Origin of the sequence: Amycolatopsis sp. BJA-103 (assembly GCF_002849735.1) — a bacterium.
Classification (GTDB): domain Bacteria; phylum Actinomycetota; class Actinomycetes; order Mycobacteriales; family Pseudonocardiaceae; genus Amycolatopsis.
This window is the reverse complement of the sequence record NZ_CP017780.1, coordinates 1615573-1634141: the sequence shown is the minus strand read 5'-3', so window position 1 is coordinate 1634141 and position 18569 is coordinate 1615573. Positions and strand designations below refer to the sequence as shown.

The 18569-nt window shown below is 69.7% G+C and carries 17 protein-coding genes; 10 read left to right on the top strand and 7 right to left on the bottom strand.

All coding sequences use genetic code 11. The features are described from left to right. The first annotated feature begins 80 nt into the window (after positions 1–80). From fabG to BKN51_RS07300, 7 genes are all read left to right on the top strand, one after another. A complete protein-coding gene (fabG, locus tag BKN51_RS07330) occupies positions 81–842 on the top strand; it encodes a 3-oxoacyl-ACP reductase FabG (protein ID WP_101606893.1) in 762 nt (253 codons plus the stop codon). A gap of 3 nt (positions 843–845) precedes the next feature. Next, positions 846–1298, top strand: a complete 453-nt coding sequence (locus BKN51_RS07325) for a MaoC family dehydratase (protein ID WP_101606892.1) — start codon at positions 846–848, stop codon at positions 1296–1298. Between the two features lie 91 nt (positions 1299–1389). Further along, positions 1390–2415, top strand: a complete 1026-nt coding sequence (locus BKN51_RS07320) for a phosphotransferase family protein (RefSeq protein ID WP_101606891.1) — start codon at positions 1390–1392, stop codon at positions 2413–2415. 2 nt (positions 2416–2417) lie between these two features. Then, entirely contained in the window at positions 2418–3641 is a 1224-nt protein-coding gene (locus BKN51_RS07315) for an acyl-CoA dehydrogenase family protein (protein ID WP_101606890.1), read from the top strand. Next, positions 3638–4819 (top strand): acyl-CoA dehydrogenase family protein, encoded by a 1182-nt coding sequence (locus BKN51_RS07310; RefSeq protein WP_101606889.1) that lies wholly within the window; start codon positions 3638–3640, stop codon positions 4817–4819. Before BKN51_RS07315 ends, BKN51_RS07310 begins: the two co-directional genes overlap by 4 nt. Next, positions 4816–5931: an acyl-CoA dehydrogenase family protein gene (locus BKN51_RS07305; RefSeq protein WP_101606888.1), complete on the top strand. Its 1116-nt coding sequence runs from the start codon at positions 4816–4818 to the stop codon at positions 5929–5931. The genes BKN51_RS07310 and BKN51_RS07305 overlap by 4 nt, the downstream gene beginning before the upstream one ends. Before the next feature lie 83 nt (positions 5932–6014). Further along, positions 6015–6404, top strand: a complete 390-nt coding sequence (locus tag BKN51_RS07300; RefSeq protein ID WP_101606887.1) for a DUF7715 family protein — start codon at positions 6015–6017, stop codon at positions 6402–6404. 2 nt (positions 6405–6406) lie between these two features. On the opposite strand, the gene BKN51_RS07295 is transcribed toward BKN51_RS07300, so the two are convergent. Further along, on the bottom strand, positions 6407–7033 hold the full coding sequence (locus tag BKN51_RS07295) for a TetR/AcrR family transcriptional regulator (protein ID WP_101606886.1): 627 nt from the start codon (positions 7031–7033) through the stop codon (positions 6407–6409). A 173-nt stretch (positions 7034–7206) separates the two neighbouring features. Between BKN51_RS07295 and BKN51_RS07290 the strand changes: the two genes are divergently transcribed. Both BKN51_RS07290 and BKN51_RS07285 read left to right on the top strand, forming a co-directional pair. Then, on the top strand, positions 7207–9990 hold the full coding sequence (locus BKN51_RS07290; RefSeq protein WP_101606885.1) for an AAA family ATPase: 2784 nt from the start codon (positions 7207–7209) through the stop codon (positions 9988–9990). A gap of 226 nt (positions 9991–10216) precedes the next feature. After that, the gene (locus tag BKN51_RS07285; RefSeq protein WP_101613093.1) at positions 10217–12607 is read left to right on the top strand and encodes a BTAD domain-containing putative transcriptional regulator; all 2391 of its coding nucleotides are present in this window, start codon (positions 10217–10219) and stop codon (positions 12605–12607) included. Between the two features lie 50 nt (positions 12608–12657). On the opposite strand, the gene BKN51_RS07280 is transcribed toward BKN51_RS07285, so the two are convergent. After that, the gene (locus BKN51_RS07280; RefSeq protein WP_101606884.1) at positions 12658–12909 is read right to left on the bottom strand and encodes a helix-turn-helix transcriptional regulator; all 252 of its coding nucleotides are present in this window, start codon (positions 12907–12909) and stop codon (positions 12658–12660) included. Positions 12910–13385: 476 nt separating this feature from the next. On the opposite strand from BKN51_RS07280, the gene BKN51_RS07275 reads away from it, so the two are divergent. Next, positions 13386–14147 (top strand): GntR family transcriptional regulator, encoded by a 762-nt coding sequence (locus BKN51_RS07275; protein ID WP_101606883.1) that lies wholly within the window; start codon positions 13386–13388, stop codon positions 14145–14147. Positions 14148–14172: 25 nt separating this feature from the next. Here BKN51_RS07275 and gntA read toward each other — a convergent pair whose 3' ends face one another. Genes gntA through BKN51_RS07250 form a run of 5 tightly spaced genes read right to left on the bottom strand, consistent with a single transcriptional unit; the run spans position 14173 to position 18557 of the window. Further along, a complete protein-coding gene (gene gntA, locus BKN51_RS07270; RefSeq protein WP_101606882.1) occupies positions 14173–14877 on the bottom strand; it encodes a guanitoxin biosynthesis heme-dependent pre-guanitoxin N-hydroxylase GntA in 705 nt (234 codons plus the stop codon). Then, the gene (locus BKN51_RS07265; protein ID WP_101606881.1) at positions 14874–15632 is read right to left on the bottom strand and encodes a 4'-phosphopantetheinyl transferase family protein; all 759 of its coding nucleotides are present in this window, start codon (positions 15630–15632) and stop codon (positions 14874–14876) included. Before BKN51_RS07265 ends, gntA begins: the two co-directional genes overlap by 4 nt. After that, the gene (locus tag BKN51_RS07260; protein ID WP_101606880.1) at positions 15629–16375 is read right to left on the bottom strand and encodes a thioesterase II family protein; all 747 of its coding nucleotides are present in this window, start codon (positions 16373–16375) and stop codon (positions 15629–15631) included. The genes BKN51_RS07265 and BKN51_RS07260 overlap by 4 nt, the downstream gene beginning before the upstream one ends. Next, positions 16372–17421, bottom strand: coding sequence for an HAD-IIIC family phosphatase (locus BKN51_RS07255; RefSeq protein WP_101606879.1), 1050 nt, complete (start codon positions 17419–17421; stop codon positions 16372–16374). The genes BKN51_RS07260 and BKN51_RS07255 overlap by 4 nt, the downstream gene beginning before the upstream one ends. Further along, positions 17418–18557: an acyl-CoA dehydrogenase family protein gene (locus BKN51_RS07250; protein ID WP_101606878.1), complete on the bottom strand. Its 1140-nt coding sequence runs from the start codon at positions 18555–18557 to the stop codon at positions 17418–17420. The genes BKN51_RS07255 and BKN51_RS07250 overlap by 4 nt, the downstream gene beginning before the upstream one ends. Positions 18558–18569 lie beyond the last annotated feature (12 nt).

The following is an 18569-nucleotide window of genomic DNA, read 5'->3' as shown; positions in this document are numbered from 1 at the left end:
AATCCCCCGCATGTCTACAGACCGACCGCTTAGTACGGCAGACTCCCTTTCACTTCAACTCGACGACGAGGAGCAGACCCGTGACCGAACACCCCTCCCGCGTAGCGATCGTCACCGGAGCAGGCCGAGGCATCGGCGCGGCCGTGGCCAAGCGCCTCGCTTCCGACGGGTTCGCCGTCGGCCTGCTGGACCTCGACGAAGCGGGCGTCAAGCAGGGAGCCGAGGAGATCGTCGCCGAGGGCGGCAAGGCCGTCGGTGTCGCACTGGACGTCAACGACGCCGCGCAGGTCGAGGCGGCGGTGACCCGGGTGGCCGAGGAACTCGGCGCGCCGACCGTGCTGATCAACAACGCCGGCATCACCCGCGACAACCTGCTGTTCAAGATGACCGAGCAGGACTGGGACTCGGTGCTGGGCGTTCACCTGAAGGGGTCGTTCCTGATGACCCGTGAGGTGCAGAAGTACCAGACGCAGGAGAAGTGGGGCCGCATCGTCAACCTGTCCAGCACTTCGGCGCTGGGCAACCGCGGGCAGGTCAACTACTCCGCGGCGAAGGCGGGCATGCAGGGCTTCACCAAGACCCTCGCGATCGAACTGGGCAAGTTCAACGTCACCGCGAACGCCATCGCCCCCGGCTTCATCGCCACCGACATGACCGCGGCGACCGCCGAGCGGATCGGCATGTCGTTCGAGGACTTCAAGGCCGCGGCCGCGTCGCAGATCCCGGTCCAGCGCGTCGGCACGCCCGACGACATCGCCAACCTCGCGTCGTTCCTGGTGAGCGACGGCGCCGGATTCATCTCCGGGCAGGTCATCTACGTCGCCGGCGGACCGAAGGACTGAGTCATGCGCGAATTCGCCTCCCTGCAGGAGTTCGAGAACGCCGTCGGCGAGCACTTCGGCTACAGCGAATGGCTGACGCTCACCCAGGAACGGGTGAACCTCTTCGCCGACGCCACCGACGACCACCAGTGGATCCACGTCGACGTCGAGAAGGCGGCCGCGGGCCCGTTCGGGGCGCCGATCGCCCACGGTTTCCTGACGCTGTCGCTCATTTCGGGCTTCGTCGGGAAGCTCTACCGGGTCCACGGGCTCAAGATGGGCATCAACTACGGCCTCAACAAGGTCCGCTTCCCCCAGCCGGTGAAGGTGGGATCGAAGATCAGGGCGGGCGCCGAACTGGTCGAGGTCACCGACGTCACCGGTGGCAAGCAGGCCATCGTCCGGTGGACGATCGAGATCGACGGCGAGCCCAAACCGGCGTGTGTCGCGGAGATGGTCGTCCGGCTGATCGCCTGAGGAAGTGACCTCCGGCACCTCGCCGGACCTCCCCTACCCGACATACCGACTGGTCGGTACTGTAACCGGAAAGCGAGACGCTGGAGGCACGATGAACCAGTCCGACCTGCCGGGCCTCGACCTGGCCAGGCTCAAGTCCCATCTGGACGAGCACCGGCCGGGTCTCGTCGAGGGCGACCTGAGCGGCCAGGTCGTGGAAGGGGGCCGGTCCAACCTCACCTACATCGTGGGCGACGGCCGGTCCCGCTGGGTGGTCCGCCGCCCGCCGCTGGGCCACGTCCTGCCGACCGCGCACGACATGGGCCGCGAGTTCCGGGTGATCTCCGGCCTGCACGGCACGGCCGTCCCGGTGCCGGAAACCGTGCTGCTGTGCGAGGACACCGACGTCATCGGCTCGCGGTTCTACGTGATGGAGTTCGTCGAGGGCACGCCCTTCCGCTCGGACACCGAGCTGGCCGCGCTGGGACCGGCCAGGACGAAGGCCATCGCGGACGAACTGGTCGACACGCTGGTCGAGCTGCACGCTGTCGATCCGGAATCGGTGGGGCTGGGCGATTTCGGCCGTCCGGAGGGCTTCCTCGAACGCCAGTTGCGGCGCTGGAAGAAGCAGCTCGACGGCAACCGCAGCCGCGACCTCCCCGGCGTCGACGAACTGCATGAGCGGCTCGCCTCGACCGTGCCGGTTTCGGGCAGGCCGTCGATCGTCCACGGTGACTACCGGCTCGACAACGTGCTGGTGAACGCCGACGACCGGATCACCGCCGTGCTGGACTGGGAGATGTCCACCCTGGGAGACCCGCTGACCGACCTCGCGCTGCTGGTGGCCTACGCCGAGCGGGACAAGGTGTCACTGCAGTTCGTGTCCAACGCCAGTTCCGCGCCGGGGTATCCGCGCAACGACGAGGTCATCGCCCGGTACGCCGAGCGCTCGGGCCGCGACGTCTCCCGGCTCAACTGGTACGTGGGCTTCGCCTTCTTCAAACTCGCGGTGATCCTGGAAGGCATCCACCTCCGCTACAGCAAGGGCCAGACCGTCGGCGCCGGGTTCGACGGCATCGGCGCGGGCGTCGTCCCCCTGATCGCGCACGGCAATGAGACTCTCAAGGAAGAGGGATAGAGATGGACTTCGCCTTCGACGCGAAAACCGAGGAACTGCGGGGGAAACTCCTGGAGTTCATGGACTCGCACATCTACCCGGCCGAGGCCGTCTTCGAGGCTCAGCTGGCCGAGCGCGACAGTGAATGGTCGCAGCCGCCGATCGTCGAAGAGCTCAAGGCCGAGGCCCGGAAACGCGGGCTGTGGAACTTCTTCCTCCCCGGTGACCACGGCGCCGGGTTGACGAACCTGCAGTACGCGCCGCTGGCCGAGATCACCGGCCGCAGCCTCCGGCTCGCGCCGACCGCGCTGAACTGCGCTGCCCCGGACACCGGGAACATGGAAGTCCTCACCATGTTCGGCACCGAACAGCAGAAGAAGCAGTGGCTCCAGCCGTTGCTGGACGGCGAGATCCGGTCCGCGTTCGCGATGACCGAGCCCGACGTCGCCTCCTCCGACGCGCGCAACATCGCCACCAGCATCCGGCGCGACGGCGACCAGTACGTCATCAACGGCCGCAAGTGGTACATCTCCGGCGCGATGAACCCGAACTGCAAGATCTTCATCGTGATGGGCAAAACCGACCCGGACGCACCCCCGCACAAGCAGCAGAGCATGATCCTGGTCCCCCGCGACACCCCCGGCATGACCGTCAAACGCGGCATGCACGTGTTCGGCTACACCGACGGCGACCACGGCGGCCACGCCGAAGTGACCTTCGAGGACGCCCGCGTGCCGGCGGAGAACCTCATCGCCGGTGAGGGCGACGGGTTCGCGGTCGCGCAGGCCCGCCTCGGACCGGGGCGGATCCACCACTGCATGCGCGCCATCGGCATGGCCGAACGCGCCCTCGAACTCATGTGCCGCCGGGCCCTCTCGCGCGAGACCTTCGGCAAGCCGATCGCCGAACAGGGCGTGGTGCAGGACTGGATCGCCGAGTCACGGGTCAAGATCGAGCAGCAGCGGCTGCTGGTACTCAAAACCGCGTGGCTGATGGACACCGTCGGCAACCAAGGCGCCCACACCGAAATCCAGGCCATCAAGATCTCCACACCGATCACCGTCGAATGGATCCTCGACAAGGCCGTGCAGCTGTTCGGCGCGGGCGGCGTCAGCCAGGACTTCCCGGTCGCCGAGATGTGGGCGCAGGTGCGGACACTGCGGCTGGCCGACGGCCCGGACGAGGTGCACAAGCGTTCGCTGGCGCACCGTGAACTGAAGAAGTACCGCACGGAGGCCAAGAAGTGACTACCCCACAGGACCTCAAACAGCGCGTGGCCGATCTGCTGGCCGCGTACCCGCCGGAAAGCACGCCACGGCAGGACTTCCTCGACGCGCGGTTCGACGCCGGGCTGGCGTGGATCCACTTCCCCGAGGGCCTGGGCGGCCTGAACGCGCCGCGTTCGTTGCAGTCCGTCGTGGACAAGGAGCTCGCGGCTGCGGGCGCCCCGGACAACGACAAACGGCGGATCGGGATCGGCCTCGGCATGGCCGCGCCGACCATTCTCGCCTTCGGCACCTCCGAGCAGCATCAGCGCTTCCTGCGTCCACTGTGGACCGAGCGGGAGGTGTGGTGCCAGCTGTTCAGTGAGCCAGGCGCCGGCTCCGACCTAGCCGCGCTGGGCACCCGCGCGGTGCGCGACGGCGACGACTGGGTGGTCACCGGCCAGAAGGTGTGGACGTCGGGCGCGCACAAGTCGCAGTGGGCCATCCTGGTCACCCGCACCGACCCCGACGTGCCGAAGCACCGCGGCATGACGTACTTCGTCTGCGACATGACCGCGCCGGGGGTGGAGGTCCGGCCGCTGCGCCAGATCACCGGCGAGGCCGAGTTCAACGAGGTCTTCCTCAGCGAGGTCCGGATCCCCGACGCGCACCGCCTCGGCGCGGTCGGCGAGGGTTGGAAGGTCGCGCAGACCACGTTGATGAACGAGCGCGTCGCCATCGGCGGAGCCGAGTTCCCGCGTGACGGCGGCATGGTCGGCGTCGTCGCGGAAACCTGGCGTGAGCGCCCGGAGCTGCGGACGTCCGAACTGCACGACCGCCTGCTGAAACTGTGGGTGGAGGGCGAAAGCCTGCGCCTGGTGAGTTCGCGGCTGCGGCAGCAACTCGCCGCCGGAGCACCCGGCCCGGAGGGTTCGGCGGTCAAGGTCGCGTTCTCCGAGCTGAACCAGGCCGCGTCCGGGCTGGAGATCGAACTGCTCGGCGACGAAGGCCTGCGCTACGACGACTGGACGATGCGTCGTCCCGACGGCGTGAACTTCCTCGGCCGCGAAGCCGGTTACCGCTATCTGCGCGCGAAGGGGAACTCGATCGAGGGCGGCACCTCGGAGGTCCTGCGCAACATCATCGCCGAACGCGTGCTGGGACTGCCGTCCGAGCCGCGGATCGACAAGGACGTCGCCTGGAAGGACCTGCCCCGATGAGCGACCTGTTGTATTCCGAGGTCGAAGAGGACCTTCGTGCCAGCGTCCGCGACCTGTTCAAGGATCGCGCCGAACCGGCGGCCCTGATCGCCAGGACCGAGACGGCGGAACCGTACGACCTGACGTTGTGGCGCACGCTCGCCGCCGACCTCGGCGCGGCGGGCCTCGCCGTGCCGGAGGCGCTGGGCGGGCACGGCGCTTCGGCGCGTGAAGTCGCCGTCGTGATGGAGGAACTCGGGCGCAGCGTCGCCCCCGTCCCCTATCTCGGCAGTGCCGTGCTGGCGACGTCGGCCCTGCTGGCCACCGACACTGCGCAGGCGGAAGTGGTGGAAAAGCTCGGGAAACTGGCCGCGGGCGCGCTCGTCGGCGCGCTGGCCGTACCCCTGTCGACCGCGCCCGGTGCCGAGTTCCCCTCGACGGTCACCGCCGCCGCGGACGGCACGCTCAGCGGCCAGGTCCGCAGCGTCGTCGACGCCTCGGTGGCCGAACTGATCGTCGTCCCGGCGGTCGGGCCCGATGGTCCCGGCCTCTTCACGGTCGACGCGGCTTCGGCGGGAGTGACGGTCACCGAGGCGATTTCGCTGGACCTGACGCGGCGCATCGCCGACGTCACCTTGGAGAACGTGGCCGCGAAGCAGGTCGCAAGCTCCTCGACGGCGGAGTCCGCGCTGAACACGGCACTCCTGACCGCGGCGGGACTGCTCGCTTCGGAACAACTCGGGATCGCCGAATGGGCGCTGACCGAAACGGTGCGGTACCTCAAGGAGCGCTACCAGTTCGGGCGTCAGGTCGGGTCCTTCCAGTCGCTGAAGCACCGGCTGGCGAACCTGTACACGGATCTGGTGAACGCCAGGGCGACCGCGCGCTACGCCGCCGACTGCCTGGCTTCCGGCGACGACATCGCGATCGCCGTCGCGGTGGCGCAGGCGCGCAACTCCCCCATCGCCGTCCACGCCGCCGAAGAGGCGATCCAGCTACACGGCGGGATCGGCATGACCTGGGAGCACCCCGCGCACCTGTACCTGAAGCGCGCGAAGAGCGACGAGATCGCCTTGGGCAGTCCTGGGCGGCATCGCGCGGCCCTCGCACCGCTGATCGACCTGCCCGCCTGATTCCTCCCGGCGGGGTCCGCACCGGAAAGTGTCGGACCCTGCCGGTATACCTGTTCGAACATCTGATCGAACAGGGAGTCATCATGAAACTGCTCGTGGCCACCTCGAAGACCCAGGGTGCGCGAGAAAACGACTTCAACCACTGCATCGAGGGCGAACTGATCTGGATCGCCCCGTGCTGCGACGACGGCGAAGACTCCCCCGATTCCGAATGCGGGTGCAGCCGGTCCTTCGCCGGGCTGAACTCGCACCACGGGACGACGACGGCACTCGTCGCGGAGCTACCCGACTTCACCTACTCCGACTACGCCGAAGCGTTGCGGTCGAGCCTGGCCGCCCAGGGCTGGCCCGCCGACGCCGACGAAGTGGCGACAGGACTGCTCGCCTTCACCGCCGGATGGGACGTGGGAGCGGTGCTCGAACGCCGCAGCGAATGGTTCGCGGAACGGCTCGTGCCCGCACCACCAGGCTGAACCTATTCGGGTCGCAGCGCGGCCAGCAGGAGATCGGCGAAGTGGTCGCCGATCTGGCGGGCCGAGAGCGCGCCACCGCGCCGGTACCAGGAACCGAGGTGGTGCACCGAGCCGAAGAAGAAGTCGACGATCACGTCGGCCGGTTTGTCCGCGCGGTACTCGCCGGACTCCTGGCCTTCTTCGATCAGCGTGCGGAAGCGCTCGTGGTACTTGCGCCGTTCCGCGCGGACGGCCTTCTGCTTCTCCACGCTGAGCTGGTGCATGGACTGCATGAAGATCGTGTTGTCGTCGAGGTTGTCGATCGTGCTGACGACCACGTCGGAAGCAGCGGAGCGCAACCGCTCCCGCAGCGGCGCCTCACTCGAGGCCACCTTTTCCAGTTGCTCGGTCTGCGCGCGCAGCACCCGGGCGTAGATCTCGTAAAGGAGGTCGTCCTTGGAGCCGAAGTAGTGGTACATCGCCCCCTTGGTGACCCCGGCCGCCTCGACGATCTCCTGCACGGAGGTGCGGTCGAAACCCTTCTTGGCGAAGAGCTTCGTGGCGTGCGACAGCAGACGGCGCGGCACGGCGGCCTGGTCTTCGCCGCTCGCCTCCGCCGTCCCCGCCTTGCGGGTGGTCGCTCGTGTCATGGCCGGCTCCTTCTCGTGCGGACGCTCAGCATACCGGCCGGTTTGTCGACGCCCCGGGAACCGCCGGTACCGGGCGGGAATTACCGGCCACTGGGAACTTGACACGGCCTCGACTGCCCGGTTCATACGGTTGGGTGACGGTCAGCCGGGCTCCGTCCTGGTGAACTGGGCGCATGAGCACCAGGCACACGGACACCGGGACGGGTCTGCGGACGGACGTCCGCGTCGAGGAGGTGGGGATCCTGCGGGACGACGCCGGTCTCGGCACGACCCCGCTCACGGTGCTCGCGGGCGAACCCGGCTGCGGTCGCGGCACGGTGCTCGACAGGCTCGCCGAGGAGCTCACCCCGTCGGCCAAGGTGCTGGTGCTGCGGCTCGCCGAACTCGACCGGACGCTCCCCTACGGCGCGATCTTCCGGCTTCTCGTCCTCCTCGGCGCGGACCGGGCCGAGGAGGAGCCCGCACGGCGATCCGTGCTGGCCATGCTCGCCAGGGCGGGCGAAACCACGCCGACCCCGGAGACCGTCGCGAAGATCGCGACAGCCGTGTTCGCGCTCCTGCGGACCCAGACCCCGCTGGTGGTCCTGGTCGACGACGTCCAGTGGCTCGACGAGCACACCGCACGGCTGGTGAGCCCGCTGCTGCACCGGTGTTCGGCGGAGACGCCGATCAGCGTGGTGGCGACGCTGCGGATCGGCGCGGGGGACGACATGTCCGGGAGCCCCGCGCTGCGCGGCGCCTTCGCGCGGCTGCGGGCGGGCGGGCGGGCGAGGCTGCGGTTTCTCCGGCCGCTTTCGCGAGCCCAGTCGCGCTCCCTGCTGACCGGGCTGGTCTCGGCCCTGCCGAACGACGGGCTGGTGACCGAACTGCACACCGCCACCCGGGGCAACCCCGCCGCGCTGACCGCGCTCGTGCACGGTTACCGGTCCGCCGGGGCCCTGCGGATCGTCGACCGCACCGCGTACCGCGTCGAAAGGGTCGACGAACCGGTGGCCACCGTGGACCATCCGCTTCTGCGGGCGGTGACCGAGGCGGGTGGCGGAGTGCGGGAAGCGGCCGAGACGATGGCGATGCTCGGCCCGCTCGGTGCCTCCGCCACCGGGCTGGCCGCGACCGCGCTGGGGTGGCGGGAGGACGACCTGCGCGGAGTGCTCGACAGGCTTGTCGCCGAACGCGTCCTGGTGCGGGACCGGGACGGCGGATACCGGTTCCGGGTCCCCGCCGTCCGGGACGCCCTGCTGACCGGGATCGGGCCGTACGCCTCGCGAAGCATGTCCGCACAAGCGGTCCAAGCCGTGTGGTCGGGTTCCGCGACCGTCTCCGACCCGGATCTGGTGCTCGACTGGATCACCCAGGCCGGGTCGCTCGTCGACACGCGCCGCGCGTCGGCCGAACTCCTCGAGAACGGCAAACGTGTCCTGTTCACCGACGGCGCCAAGGCGGAACGCTGGCTCCACGCGACGTTGTCCTGGGTGACCGAACCACCGGCGCGGACCGTCGTGCTGATGCTGCTGAGCGCGGCGAAGGCGTTGCACTACCGCGCCGCCGAGGCCGGGGAATGCGCGCGGCAGGTGCTCTGCAAGCATCTCGGCCATCTGGAACCGGCGCAGGCGCAGGAACTCTCGACCGTGTTCATCACCGGGCTCGCGGCCCGCGGCGACCTCGGGGAGCTCGCCGAGATCGCCGCGGGCGCGTCCCCGGTGCTGCCGGACGACCCAGCCCTGATGGTGATCAACCGGGCGTACGCCCTGCTGCTGAGCCGTCGCTGGATCGAGGCCAGGGACCTGCTCGAACGGGAACGCGCGGTGTGGACCGGGAGCAACCACATCACCGCCGACTTCGGCACGATGTTCCTCGCGGCCTGCGGCGTCGTGCTCGGTGACACGTCCCAGCTGCACACCCTCGTTGCCCATCCGGAACTGTGGCGGTCTGGACATCTGCCGCAATACGGCATCGAACAGCGCCGGTTCGAAGTGGAAATGCTGCTGCAGCTGGGAGAACTCCAGCAGGCGCGACGGCGGATCGCCGAGACCGGGATGACCCTCGACCAGCTCCCCGGGCCGAACCGGTTCGCGCTGAACTATCTGGGCGGGGACTGGCCGGAAGCGATGGAACTGGCCCGCCGCACGATGTTGGGCGGCACCGACCCCGCCCGGCCGCTGCACAGCCTGCTGACCCAGTGCGCGATCCGGATCCTCGGCGCGCAGGGCTGGCTCGCCAGGGCGCGGGCGCTGGCCGCCGACAGCCGTCAGTCCGGGATGCAGCACACGGTCGACCACGCCGAGTTCACCGTGCTCAGCCTGCTCGGCGACACCGAGGGCGCCGACGCGCTGCTGTACTCGGCCGCGCGCAGCGCCGACGCGGGTGGCTATCTGCTGGGCACCGAAGACCTCTGGGCCGACCTGGCCCGCTCGGCGCTGGTGCGGAACAAGCAGCGCGAAGGGGAACACTGGGTGCGGCGCGCGGCGCGCACCGCGACCCAGCTCGACACCGCCCGCGCCCACCAGAACCACTACCTGGCGCGCGCCGCCGTCCATCGCGAGCCCGCCGCGGCCCGGCGTGCCGCGGCCATCGCGCGCGAACGCCGGGACGTCCCGTACGAGTCGGCGATGACGCTCCTGCGAGCGGGTCTGGCCGGGCACCGGCCGGAACAGTCGTGGACCGAGGCGTACGAACTGTTCGGTGTGGTGGGAGCCTGGTTCTGGCGAGGCCGAGTGCGGAAACTGTTGCGCGACAACGGCTTCGCCGGTCCCGGCCGGACGGAGACGACCGCCGAGAACGAGCGGCTGCTGGCGATCCTCGTCGCCGAGGGCCTCACCAACCGGCAACTGGCGGTCGTCCTCGAAACCAGCGAGAAGAGCGTCGAGGGCAGGCTCAGCAGGCTGTTCTCCCGGACCGGGTACACGTCGCGCGTGGAACTCGCGGCGGCGATCCTGACCGGCGAATACCTGACCTGACCCTCGCGGTGGGATCGCATTCAGAGGACTAAATGCGCGGGTACAGGTGCGCCGCGCGCGTCTAGCAGGTGAGAACGTCCACAGTCAACACATCGGGCGGTAACTGGCATCGTTCTCGGGTGCCACTGGCACCGAGCCAGTATCCGCGCCACACCGTTGTCGGGGGGTGGGGTGCGGGGCCACGGTGGAGATCGTCTTCGGAAGCTCCAAGCAAGGTGGTGACCCCGTGCGTTTCGACCTACTCGGCCCCTTCAACGTCGTGCACGACGGACGTCCGGTAGTGCTGCGCGGCGCGACCCAGCGAGCCGTACTCGCCTATCTCCTGTTGCGCCACAACGAGGTCATCGCCACCAGCACCTTGCTGCAGGCGATCTGGGCGGACGAGATCCCCGCCACCGCGCGCAAAATGGTGCAGAACGCCGTTTCGGGGCTGCGCTCCACGCTGGCCCAGCGGACCGGCGCCACCGAGCAGGCGATGCTGCTCACCCACGCGCCCGGTTACCTGCTGCGCGTCGACAGCGACCAGGTCGACGCCGCCCGGTTCCGGCGGTTCGCGGCCGACGGCCGGACGGCACAGGCGGGCGGCGACGTCGAGCGGGCCGTTTCGGCCTATCGGGAGGCTCTCGCGCTGTGGCGGGGCCCGGTGCTCGCCGACCTCACCGAGACCGGCGTGGTGTGGCCCGAGCTGGTCGCGCTGGAGGACCAGCGGATCGCCGTCCACGAGGACCTTTTCGGTCTGGAGCTGGACCGCGGGCATCACCACGAAGTGCTCGCCGACCTGCGCGGGCTCGCCGAGGCCAATCCGAACCGCGAGCGGCTCAACGCCCAGCTGATGACCGCGCTCTACCGCTGCGGCCGTCACGTCGACGCGCTCGAGGTCTACCGGGCGACGCGGGCGAGTCTCGCCGAGGGTCTCGGCCTGGAGCCGGGCAAGGAGCTGCGTGAGCTGGAACGCGCGATCCTCCAGCACGACGAAACCCTGCTCACCCGGCGGCCGGATCCGGCGCCGCGGCCCGGGCCCGAGCCGGCGGAAGAGCCTGCCCCGGTGGTCGCACCGCTGCCGTTCACCCCCGCCCCGGTGATCGCCCTGCCCCGTACGGAGCCCGTCGAAAGCGAGCGGAAGCCGGTCGTCGCGATCGGTGTCGCCCTCGCCGCCACCCCGGACGACGATCCCGAGGAGGCCGTGGAGATCCAGGCACGGTTGCGGGACGTCGTCGAGGAGGAGGCCCTCGCCGCGGGCGCGCATCTGCCCGGCGATTCGGGCCCGGTCGTGCTCGCCTTGTTCGGCCTGCCCCGGACCGGTGACGACGACGCCGTCCACGCGACCCGGACCGCGCTGCGGATCCTCGACCGGCTGGCCACGGCCGGGATCGCCGGTCAGATCGGCGTCGACAGCGGCGACGTCCTCGTCGAGTTCACCGCCGCCGGTCCCGGACAGGTGGCGGGCCCCGTGCTGGACCGCTGTGTCCGCTCGGCGCTGCGGGCACCCGAAGGCCGGATCCGGGTGTCGGACGCGGTACGCGAGGCTTCGGAGCCCGCCGTGGTGCACGAGGCTTCGGAGGACTCGCCCGGCTGGTGGCACGCCGTTTCGGCCCGTCAGCATCCGGTGGCCGAGCCCGCCGACCCCGGCGGTTTCGTCGGCCGTGACCACGACCGCGATCTGCTGAACCACCTTCTCGGCTTCGCCGAGCGCGGCGGCCGCCCGCACCGGGTGACGGTGCTCGGCGAGCCCGGGATCGGCAAGAGCCGCCTCCTCGCCGAGTTCGCCGAGACCTTGTCCGAGCAACCCTGCGTCCGCGTGCTGGACGCCGGGGCCGACGTCACCGAAGCGTTCGCCGTCGTTCCGGGACTGCTCCCCCAGACCGCCTCGCGGCTGCGCACCGAAGGCGGGGATTCGGCACTTCGAGCCGCCGCCACCGAGCTGACCGCCTACGGGCCCCTGGTCGTGCTGGCCGACGACCTGCACCGCGCCGACCACGAGACCCGCGACGCTGTCGCCCGGCTCGGGGAAGCCTGCGCGGGACTGCCGGTGCTGATCGTCGCGTCCGCCAGGCCCGGGCTGCTGGAGGCCGAACACGGCGAGAGATGCGGGACGACGGTGACCCTCGCCCCGCTTTCCGACGACGCCGTCGGCAAACTGCTCGACAAGCTGCTGCCCGGCACCGCCCGGCTCATCCGCGGCAGGCAGGAACTGATCGCCAGGATCGGCGGGAACCCCCGGTTCGCGCACGCGTACGCCCAGGGGGTGCACGGCCGCACCACCCCGTTTCCGGGGCTGGGCCAGGCGATGACGCCCCCGCTGGTCCGCCGGACGCTCGCCGCGCAGCTCGACAACCTGCCCGCGGCCGAGAAATCCCTGCTGAAGGCGGCCAGCCTCACCGGGGACGCGTTCACCGCCGAGGACGTCGCCGCCGTCTGTGGTCGGGACACCGCCGAGATCGAAGGAACGCTGTCCCGGCTCGCGAGCCTCGCGGTGCTTCGGCGCGAAGACGACGACGCCGGCTACACGTTCCGCCGGGCGACTCTGCGGGAGCTGGTCTACCAGCGGATCCCGCGCGCGACCCGCACCGCACTGCTGCGCCGCCCGGCCGTGCGCCGCATCGAAGCCCTCGCCTGACACGAGAACGCTCGGCCAGGGAGGGGAAACCTCTTGCTGCGACTGGACTGTTACGGCCTGTTCAGTTCGCGCCGACCAATGTCGGTGAGCACGTAGTAGGGCTGAGGTGAGGGCTCGTCGGGTGAGGGCTCGTCGCACCCGTCCACTATCCAGCCGCGTTCGAGCAGGCGCGTCAGCATCGGATACAGCCGCCGGTTATGCACTTTCGTCGCACTTCGTAGATCCCCGGCGCGGAAACGGGCTTCGACATCTCCCGCCAGGAACACCGCCGTCAGCCTGTGCATTTCCCGGGTCGACCGCATGGTCCGATTTTAGACCTCGCCGTCTTGCTCTGGAAGTTCCCGCGTCCGGCGGAAGCGGCTCGATCGGCAGTAGTCACCCGGACGGGTCGGACCGGTCGGCCGCCGTGGAGGATGACTCCCCATCTCGCCGGATGCCACGTTTCCTTCCCTGCCTCCGGCGAGGCAGCTGCGTCGGTCCCGCCGACGCAGGCTCGACTTCTTGGGCACGGGCTTCTCCTAGCGCTGCGGTCGTTTCGGCTGAATGGGCCGAGGTTGTGGTCCGGGGTTGTCGCGCGTGGGCGAACTGGGGCGGTCCTTGCCCGGCCCCGGTCTCGTCGGTCCTGGTCCTGCGGGATTTCGCGGCAAGGGGCTAGCCGACGCTCTGATCGGCAACCATTGTCACTCCTCGTAAACTTGTAAGCACGTCTTGACAAGTTCTACGGTCTCACGAGCCTGCCAACTGGTCAAGACAAGCTTACAAGTGGGAGAATGCGGGCATGGTGGATCGCAGAAGTGGAGTTCCCGCGTTCCGGCAGGTCGCGTCGGACCTTCGACGGAAGATCTCGGCAGGCACGTATTCGCCTGGCGATCAACTGCCGAGCGAGCGTGAGCTGACCGAGGCTTACGATGTGTCACGGCCAACGGTTCGCGACGCCATCAACATGCTCAAGTCAGAGGGACTCGTCACCTCCGAGCACGGACGCGGCGTGTTCGTCCGGCCGCCGGCCACGATCCAGCGCATCGCTCGTGCTCGCCTGTCCCGTGCCGCACGCGCCCAGAACAAGGGCGCCTTTCTCGCGGACGCGGCAACCCGCGGCTTCACACCTTCGACCTCGGTCAAAGTCCGGTTCGAGCAGGCCGATATCCGCGTTGCCGAACACCTCGCCATCGCCGAAGGTACTGAGGTCACCGTGAGGGACCGGGTGATGCGTGCCGATGGGCTGGTGGTCCAACTCGCGGTGTCGCGTCTACCGCGTGACATCACCCGTGGCACCGCGATCGAGGAAGTCGATACCGGAAGCGGCGGCACGTATGCGCGACTCGAAGAAGCCGGGCAGGTGATCGGACGGTTCGTTGAGCACGTCGGTGCGCGGATGCCGACGCCGGACGAAGCGTCGCTCTTTCAGGTCGCCGAGGGTGTCCCGGTTGTCACCGTTACCCGCGTCGCATACAGCGCCGAAGGCACGCCGCTGGAGATGAACGACATGGTTCTGGCCGGTGATCGCTACGAGCTGTCGTACGAGTGGTTGGCGGACTGACCCGCATGCACGAGAGCGCCACCGCTCAACCGGTGGGGCGCTGCATCACGTCCGACGTGTACTTCACCGAAGACGCCTCGTGCCGCGAAGTGAACGGGCACTTCCAGTCGTCTTCGGTCATCCGCCCCGCGAAGTGGCGCGACGGCATCTGGTACTCGTACGTGGTGAAACTCGGGTTGACCGAGCCGTTGTTGGTCGTCTCGCGTTTGCGGATCGCGTCCTGCATCGAGAAGAACTTGTCGCCGAGCAGCATGAACTGCATCAGCGAGTTGAACGCGATCGCCGGCCGGGGGAACCGGCGGCTCGCCCTCGACGCGCCCGGGTGCATGCCGACGACGAAGAACGAGTGCCCGGCGACGTGGAAGCCGAAGTTCGGCTCGTCGGGGTCGGACGTCGCGCCGTCGTCGAGGCCGTAGGTGCGGCTGTCGATGTCGTGCATGAGCTGGAGATGGCGCCACAGCAGGCGTTCGTGCTCTTCCTCGTCGAGGATCCCGCCGGGCTCCTCGAAGGTGGACACGAAGGTGCGGAAGCTCTTGTCCGACAACGTGGGCCGGATGTCGCGGGCGTAGCCGAGCATGTCGCGGTAGTGGGCGCGCGCCGACTCCGGGTCACCCAGCGCCGGGTAGTGGCCGTGGACGATCGAGCCCTTCTTCAGCGCCGCGCGAGCGCCGAGACAGCTGAACTCCGTGGTCTGGATGAACGCTTCGAGCTCCGCTTTCGGGTCGCTCATTTCACTCCGCCTTTCCGGTACTCCGCGGCCGGTCGCGGCCCGCCGGGGAGCCAGTCGAAGGCGCGCACGGTGACCGGGCGCGCCGGGACCGCCAGCGCGGCCGCGTTGCCCGCTCCGGCGTCCAGTTCCGTGATCGTCCACTCAGGACGGTCGTCGAGTGCGACGTCGCCGCCGGTGAGGGTGAAGGAGGGGCCCGGCAGTCCGGCGAGGCCGGTGCCTTCGGCCTTGAGGTAGGCCTCCTTGCAGGTCCAGTACCGGAAGAACGTCAGGGGTTCGCGGACGGCCGCAGCCTCTTCCGGGCGCAGCGTCCGCGCGGCCAGGCCGTCGTGGTCGACCTCCCGGACCTCCTCGACGTCCACGCCGACCCGGACCTCGGCGGCGACCGCGACCAGCGCCAGGTCACCGGAACGGGACAGGCTGAACTCGATCCCCGTCGCACCGGCCAGCGCCGGACGGTCACCGTCGCGGGTGAACCGCAGCGCGGCCGGAACGGTGCCCGTGTAGGAGGCGAGGATGTCGCGCAGGGCGACGTGCGAGGCCAGGAACCGGGCCCGTTCCTCGTCCACGGTGATGGCGGCCGCCCGGCGCAGCTCGTCTTCCGAGAGCGCGCCGAGCAGGGCGTACAGCTCGGACGAGCCGGGGGCGAGCACCCTGCCGAGGGGGACCCGCCACACGTGCGCGTCCCGGCAGGGCCGGAGCTGTTCGCCCAGCGCGCCCGAAGGCTGCTTCCAGGCCGGGAACCACTGCGTCGTCATCGGCCCAGCTTCCGGTGGATCACACCCAGGAGCTCCGGTACGCGCTGTTCGAGATAGAAGTGCCCGCCCGGGTAGGTGACCATCGTCGCGTCGGTGGCGAGTTCGAGCCACGCCGCCAGTTCGTCCAGATCGGCCCGCGGATCGCGATCGCCGCCGAACACGGTCAGCGGCACCGGCAGCGGCTCCCCCGGCGTGTGGCGGTAGGTCTCGTTGACCGCGAGGTCGGCCCGCATCAGCGGCAGGAACATCGCCAGCAGCTCCCGTTCCCGCCGCAGAACCTCCGGCAGCCCGCCGAGGGCGTGCAGTTCGGTGGCGAGCCGCTCGTCGGGCAGTGCTCGCAGCTGGAGCCTGGTGTCGGGCAGCTGCGGCGCGGCCCTTCCCGACACGAACAGGTGTTTCGGCAACGTGGCCCCGCGCTCGACGAGCCGCCGGGTGAGCAGGTACGCGGTCAGGGCTCCGACGCTGTGACCGAAGAACGCGAAGTCACCGGTCAGCGCGTCGCCGAGGCCGTCGATCGCCGCCTCGACAAGACTTTCGACGTCTTCGTGCGGCGTCTCGCGGCCGCGTTCGGCCCGGCCGGGCAGCTGGACCGGCAGGACGACCAGCTCGTCGCCCGCCACCGGGATCCAGTCGCGGTAGACCGCCGCGCTCGCGCCGGCGTGCGGGAAACAGAACAGCTTGGTCACCGCGCCCGGCGGGATCCCGCCGGGCAGCCAGGACCGCCCCGTGATCGGTGCGGTCATCGCAGCTCCATCGTCAGATAGGACGGCGGCGGCTGGATCGTGCTCAGATCGGACTCGAGGACGAGCCGGTCACCATCGCGCGAGATCTCGGTGAAACCAGCGAATGCGTAGGTCACGTACATGACCCGGTTGCGCCCGGTTTCGACGAAGTCCGCGCGCAGTTTCGCGCCGTCTTCCTTGGCCAGCCCCATGATGTGGTTGAGCAGGACCGTGCCGACCCCGCGCGACATCACGCGGCACGACATCAGCATCATCCGCAGATGCCAGGCTTCCTCGCCGCGTTCGGCCAGCGCCAGGCCGATCTTGCCGTACCCGCCGTACTTGTCCGAAAGGGACGCGACGAGCAGCACGTGGTCGGGCGAGGTCCGCAACTCGTCCAGTTCCTCGTACGAGTAGGTCCGGCCGGTCGAGTTGAGCTGGTTGGTGCGGACGGTGAGTTCCTCGGCCCGCTGCAGGTCTTCCCGCTGGGCGCGGGCGATCGTGAACTTCATGTCCAAAGTGGACAGAAACTCCTCGCTGGTGCCCTCGTGGTCCTGTTCGACCTGCTCCCGGACGGCGGCCGCGCGGTAGAGGTCGCGCCGCACCCGCGACTCGTCGGTGACGAACTTGGGCCGGAACTCCTCCGACGCCAGGGTCTCCCCCAGTTCCGCCACGTCGACGGTCTTGACCGACGGCAGCGCGTGCGCGACCTCGGCCAGTTCGAACGGCTGGTCGTCGACGAACGCGATCGCGTCGAGGCCGATGTTGAGCGCCTTCGCGATCCGTTCCACCGAGCCGGATTTGGGGTTCCAGGTGATCTGCGGGTACAGGAAGTATTCGTCGAGCCCGGCCGCCTTCAGCCGCGCCATCGCCGCGTCGTGGTCGTTGCGGCTGGCCACCGAATGCAGCACGCCCAGCTCGTCGAGGCGCCGGATCTCGGCGACCACGTCGGGGCGCACGGTCACCTCGCCGTCTTCGAGCAGGGTGCCGTCCCACACCGTGTTGTCCAGGTCCCACACCACGCATTTGATGCGGCCGCGCTTCGGTTTCTCCAAGACCTCGCTCATCCCGCCACCTCCCGGTACGCCTCGTCCGCGATGGTCAGCTCCTGGATCTGGGTGCTGCCCTCGATGATTTCCATGACTTTCGCGTCGCGGTAGAGCCGGGCCACCGGATAGTCCGGGCCGCAGCCGTTCGCGCCGTGGATCTGGACCGCGTCCGAAGCCGCCTTGGCCGCGGCGGTGGACGCGAAGTACTTGGCCACCCAGGTCGCCATGATGGTCGCCGGGTCGCCCGCGTCCTTGAGCCTGCCCGCCTTCTCGCACAGCAGCCGCGCGGCGTCGCGCGCGGTGACCATTTCGCTGATCTTGGCGCGGATCTGCGGCAGATCCCGCAACAGCCCGCCACCCGCCGAACGCGCCGACGTGTAGGCGGCCGACGCGGCCAGCGCGGCCCGGATGATGCCGACCGAGCCGCACGCCACGCTGTAGCGCCCGAGGTCGAGCGCGCCGGTCATCACCGTTCCCGCGGCCCAGCCCGGCGGGCCGACCAGCGCGGACGGGTCGAGCCGGACGTCGTCGAACTCGATGGTCGCCAGCATGCTCGCGGTGGTGCCGAGCATGTGCCGGACCGGGGTCACCGTGACCCCGGGATGGTCGGCGGGGACGAGGAACGCGCTCATCCCGGTCGCCGTGCCGGCGAACACCAGCAGCAGCCCGGCGACCTGGCCGCCGGTGATCCAGGTCTTGCGGCCCTTCAGCGTCCAGACGCCGTTCTCGGCGACGGCCACGGTTCCCGCGGCCGTCGAGTCGCTTCCGCTGAAGTCCGGTTCGGTCAGGCAGAACGCGCCGAGGGTGGCGCCTTCGGACAGCACGGGCAGCCAGCGATCGCGCTGTTCGTCGTCACCCCAGCGCTGCACCGTCGCGGTCACCATCGTGTGCACGGTGAGCAGGCTCCGCAGCGACGAACAGCCGCGGCCGACCTCCTCGTGCAGCCGTCCGAGGGTGACCATGTCCAGTCCGGCGCCGCCCGCCTCCGAGGGGAGGAACGGGGCCCACAGTCCCAGCTCCCCCACCCGCCGCAGCACGTCACCGGGGATGCTCTCGGCCCGGTCCCACGCGTCCGCGTGCGGGCCGACCTCCTCGTCGACGAAACGCCCGACCACCTCGGCTTCGGGGGTTTCGGGCCGTGTCCTCGCCCTCACGTTTGCTCCTCG

Bases quoted from the DNA above. Each gene is read 5' to 3' on its own strand.
- BKN51_RS07280 (WP_101606884.1), bottom strand. From the start codon at position 12,909: ATGCGGTCGACCCGGGAAATGCACAGGCTGACGGCGGTGTTCCTGGCG.
- BKN51_RS07290 (WP_101606885.1), top strand. From the start codon at position 7,207: ATGAGCACCAGGCACACGGACACCGGGACGGGTCTGCGGACGGACGTC.
- BKN51_RS07315 (WP_101606890.1), top strand. From the start codon at position 2,418: ATGGACTTCGCCTTCGACGCGAAAACCGAGGAACTGCGGGGGAAACTC.
- BKN51_RS07295 (WP_101606886.1), bottom strand. From the start codon at position 7,033: ATGACACGAGCGACCACCCGCAAGGCGGGGACGGCGGAGGCGAGCGGC.
- BKN51_RS07325 (WP_101606892.1), top strand. From the start codon at position 846: ATGCGCGAATTCGCCTCCCTGCAGGAGTTCGAGAACGCCGTCGGCGAG.
- BKN51_RS07265 (WP_101606881.1), bottom strand. From the start codon at position 15,632: ATGACGACGCAGTGGTTCCCGGCCTGGAAGCAGCCTTCGGGCGCGCTG.
- gntA (WP_101606882.1), bottom strand. From the start codon at position 14,877: ATGAGCGACCCGAAAGCGGAGCTCGAAGCGTTCATCCAGACCACGGAG.
- BKN51_RS07255 (WP_101606879.1), bottom strand. From the start codon at position 17,421: ATGAGCGAGGTCTTGGAGAAACCGAAGCGCGGCCGCATCAAATGCGTG.
- BKN51_RS07320 (WP_101606891.1), top strand. From the start codon at position 1,390: ATGAACCAGTCCGACCTGCCGGGCCTCGACCTGGCCAGGCTCAAGTCC.
- BKN51_RS07305 (WP_101606888.1), top strand. From the start codon at position 4,816: ATGAGCGACCTGTTGTATTCCGAGGTCGAAGAGGACCTTCGTGCCAGC.
- BKN51_RS07260 (WP_101606880.1), bottom strand. From the start codon at position 16,375: ATGACCGCACCGATCACGGGGCGGTCCTGGCTGCCCGGCGGGATCCCG.
- BKN51_RS07300 (WP_101606887.1), top strand. From the start codon at position 6,015: ATGAAACTGCTCGTGGCCACCTCGAAGACCCAGGGTGCGCGAGAAAAC.
- BKN51_RS07275 (WP_101606883.1), top strand. From the start codon at position 13,386: ATGGTGGATCGCAGAAGTGGAGTTCCCGCGTTCCGGCAGGTCGCGTCG.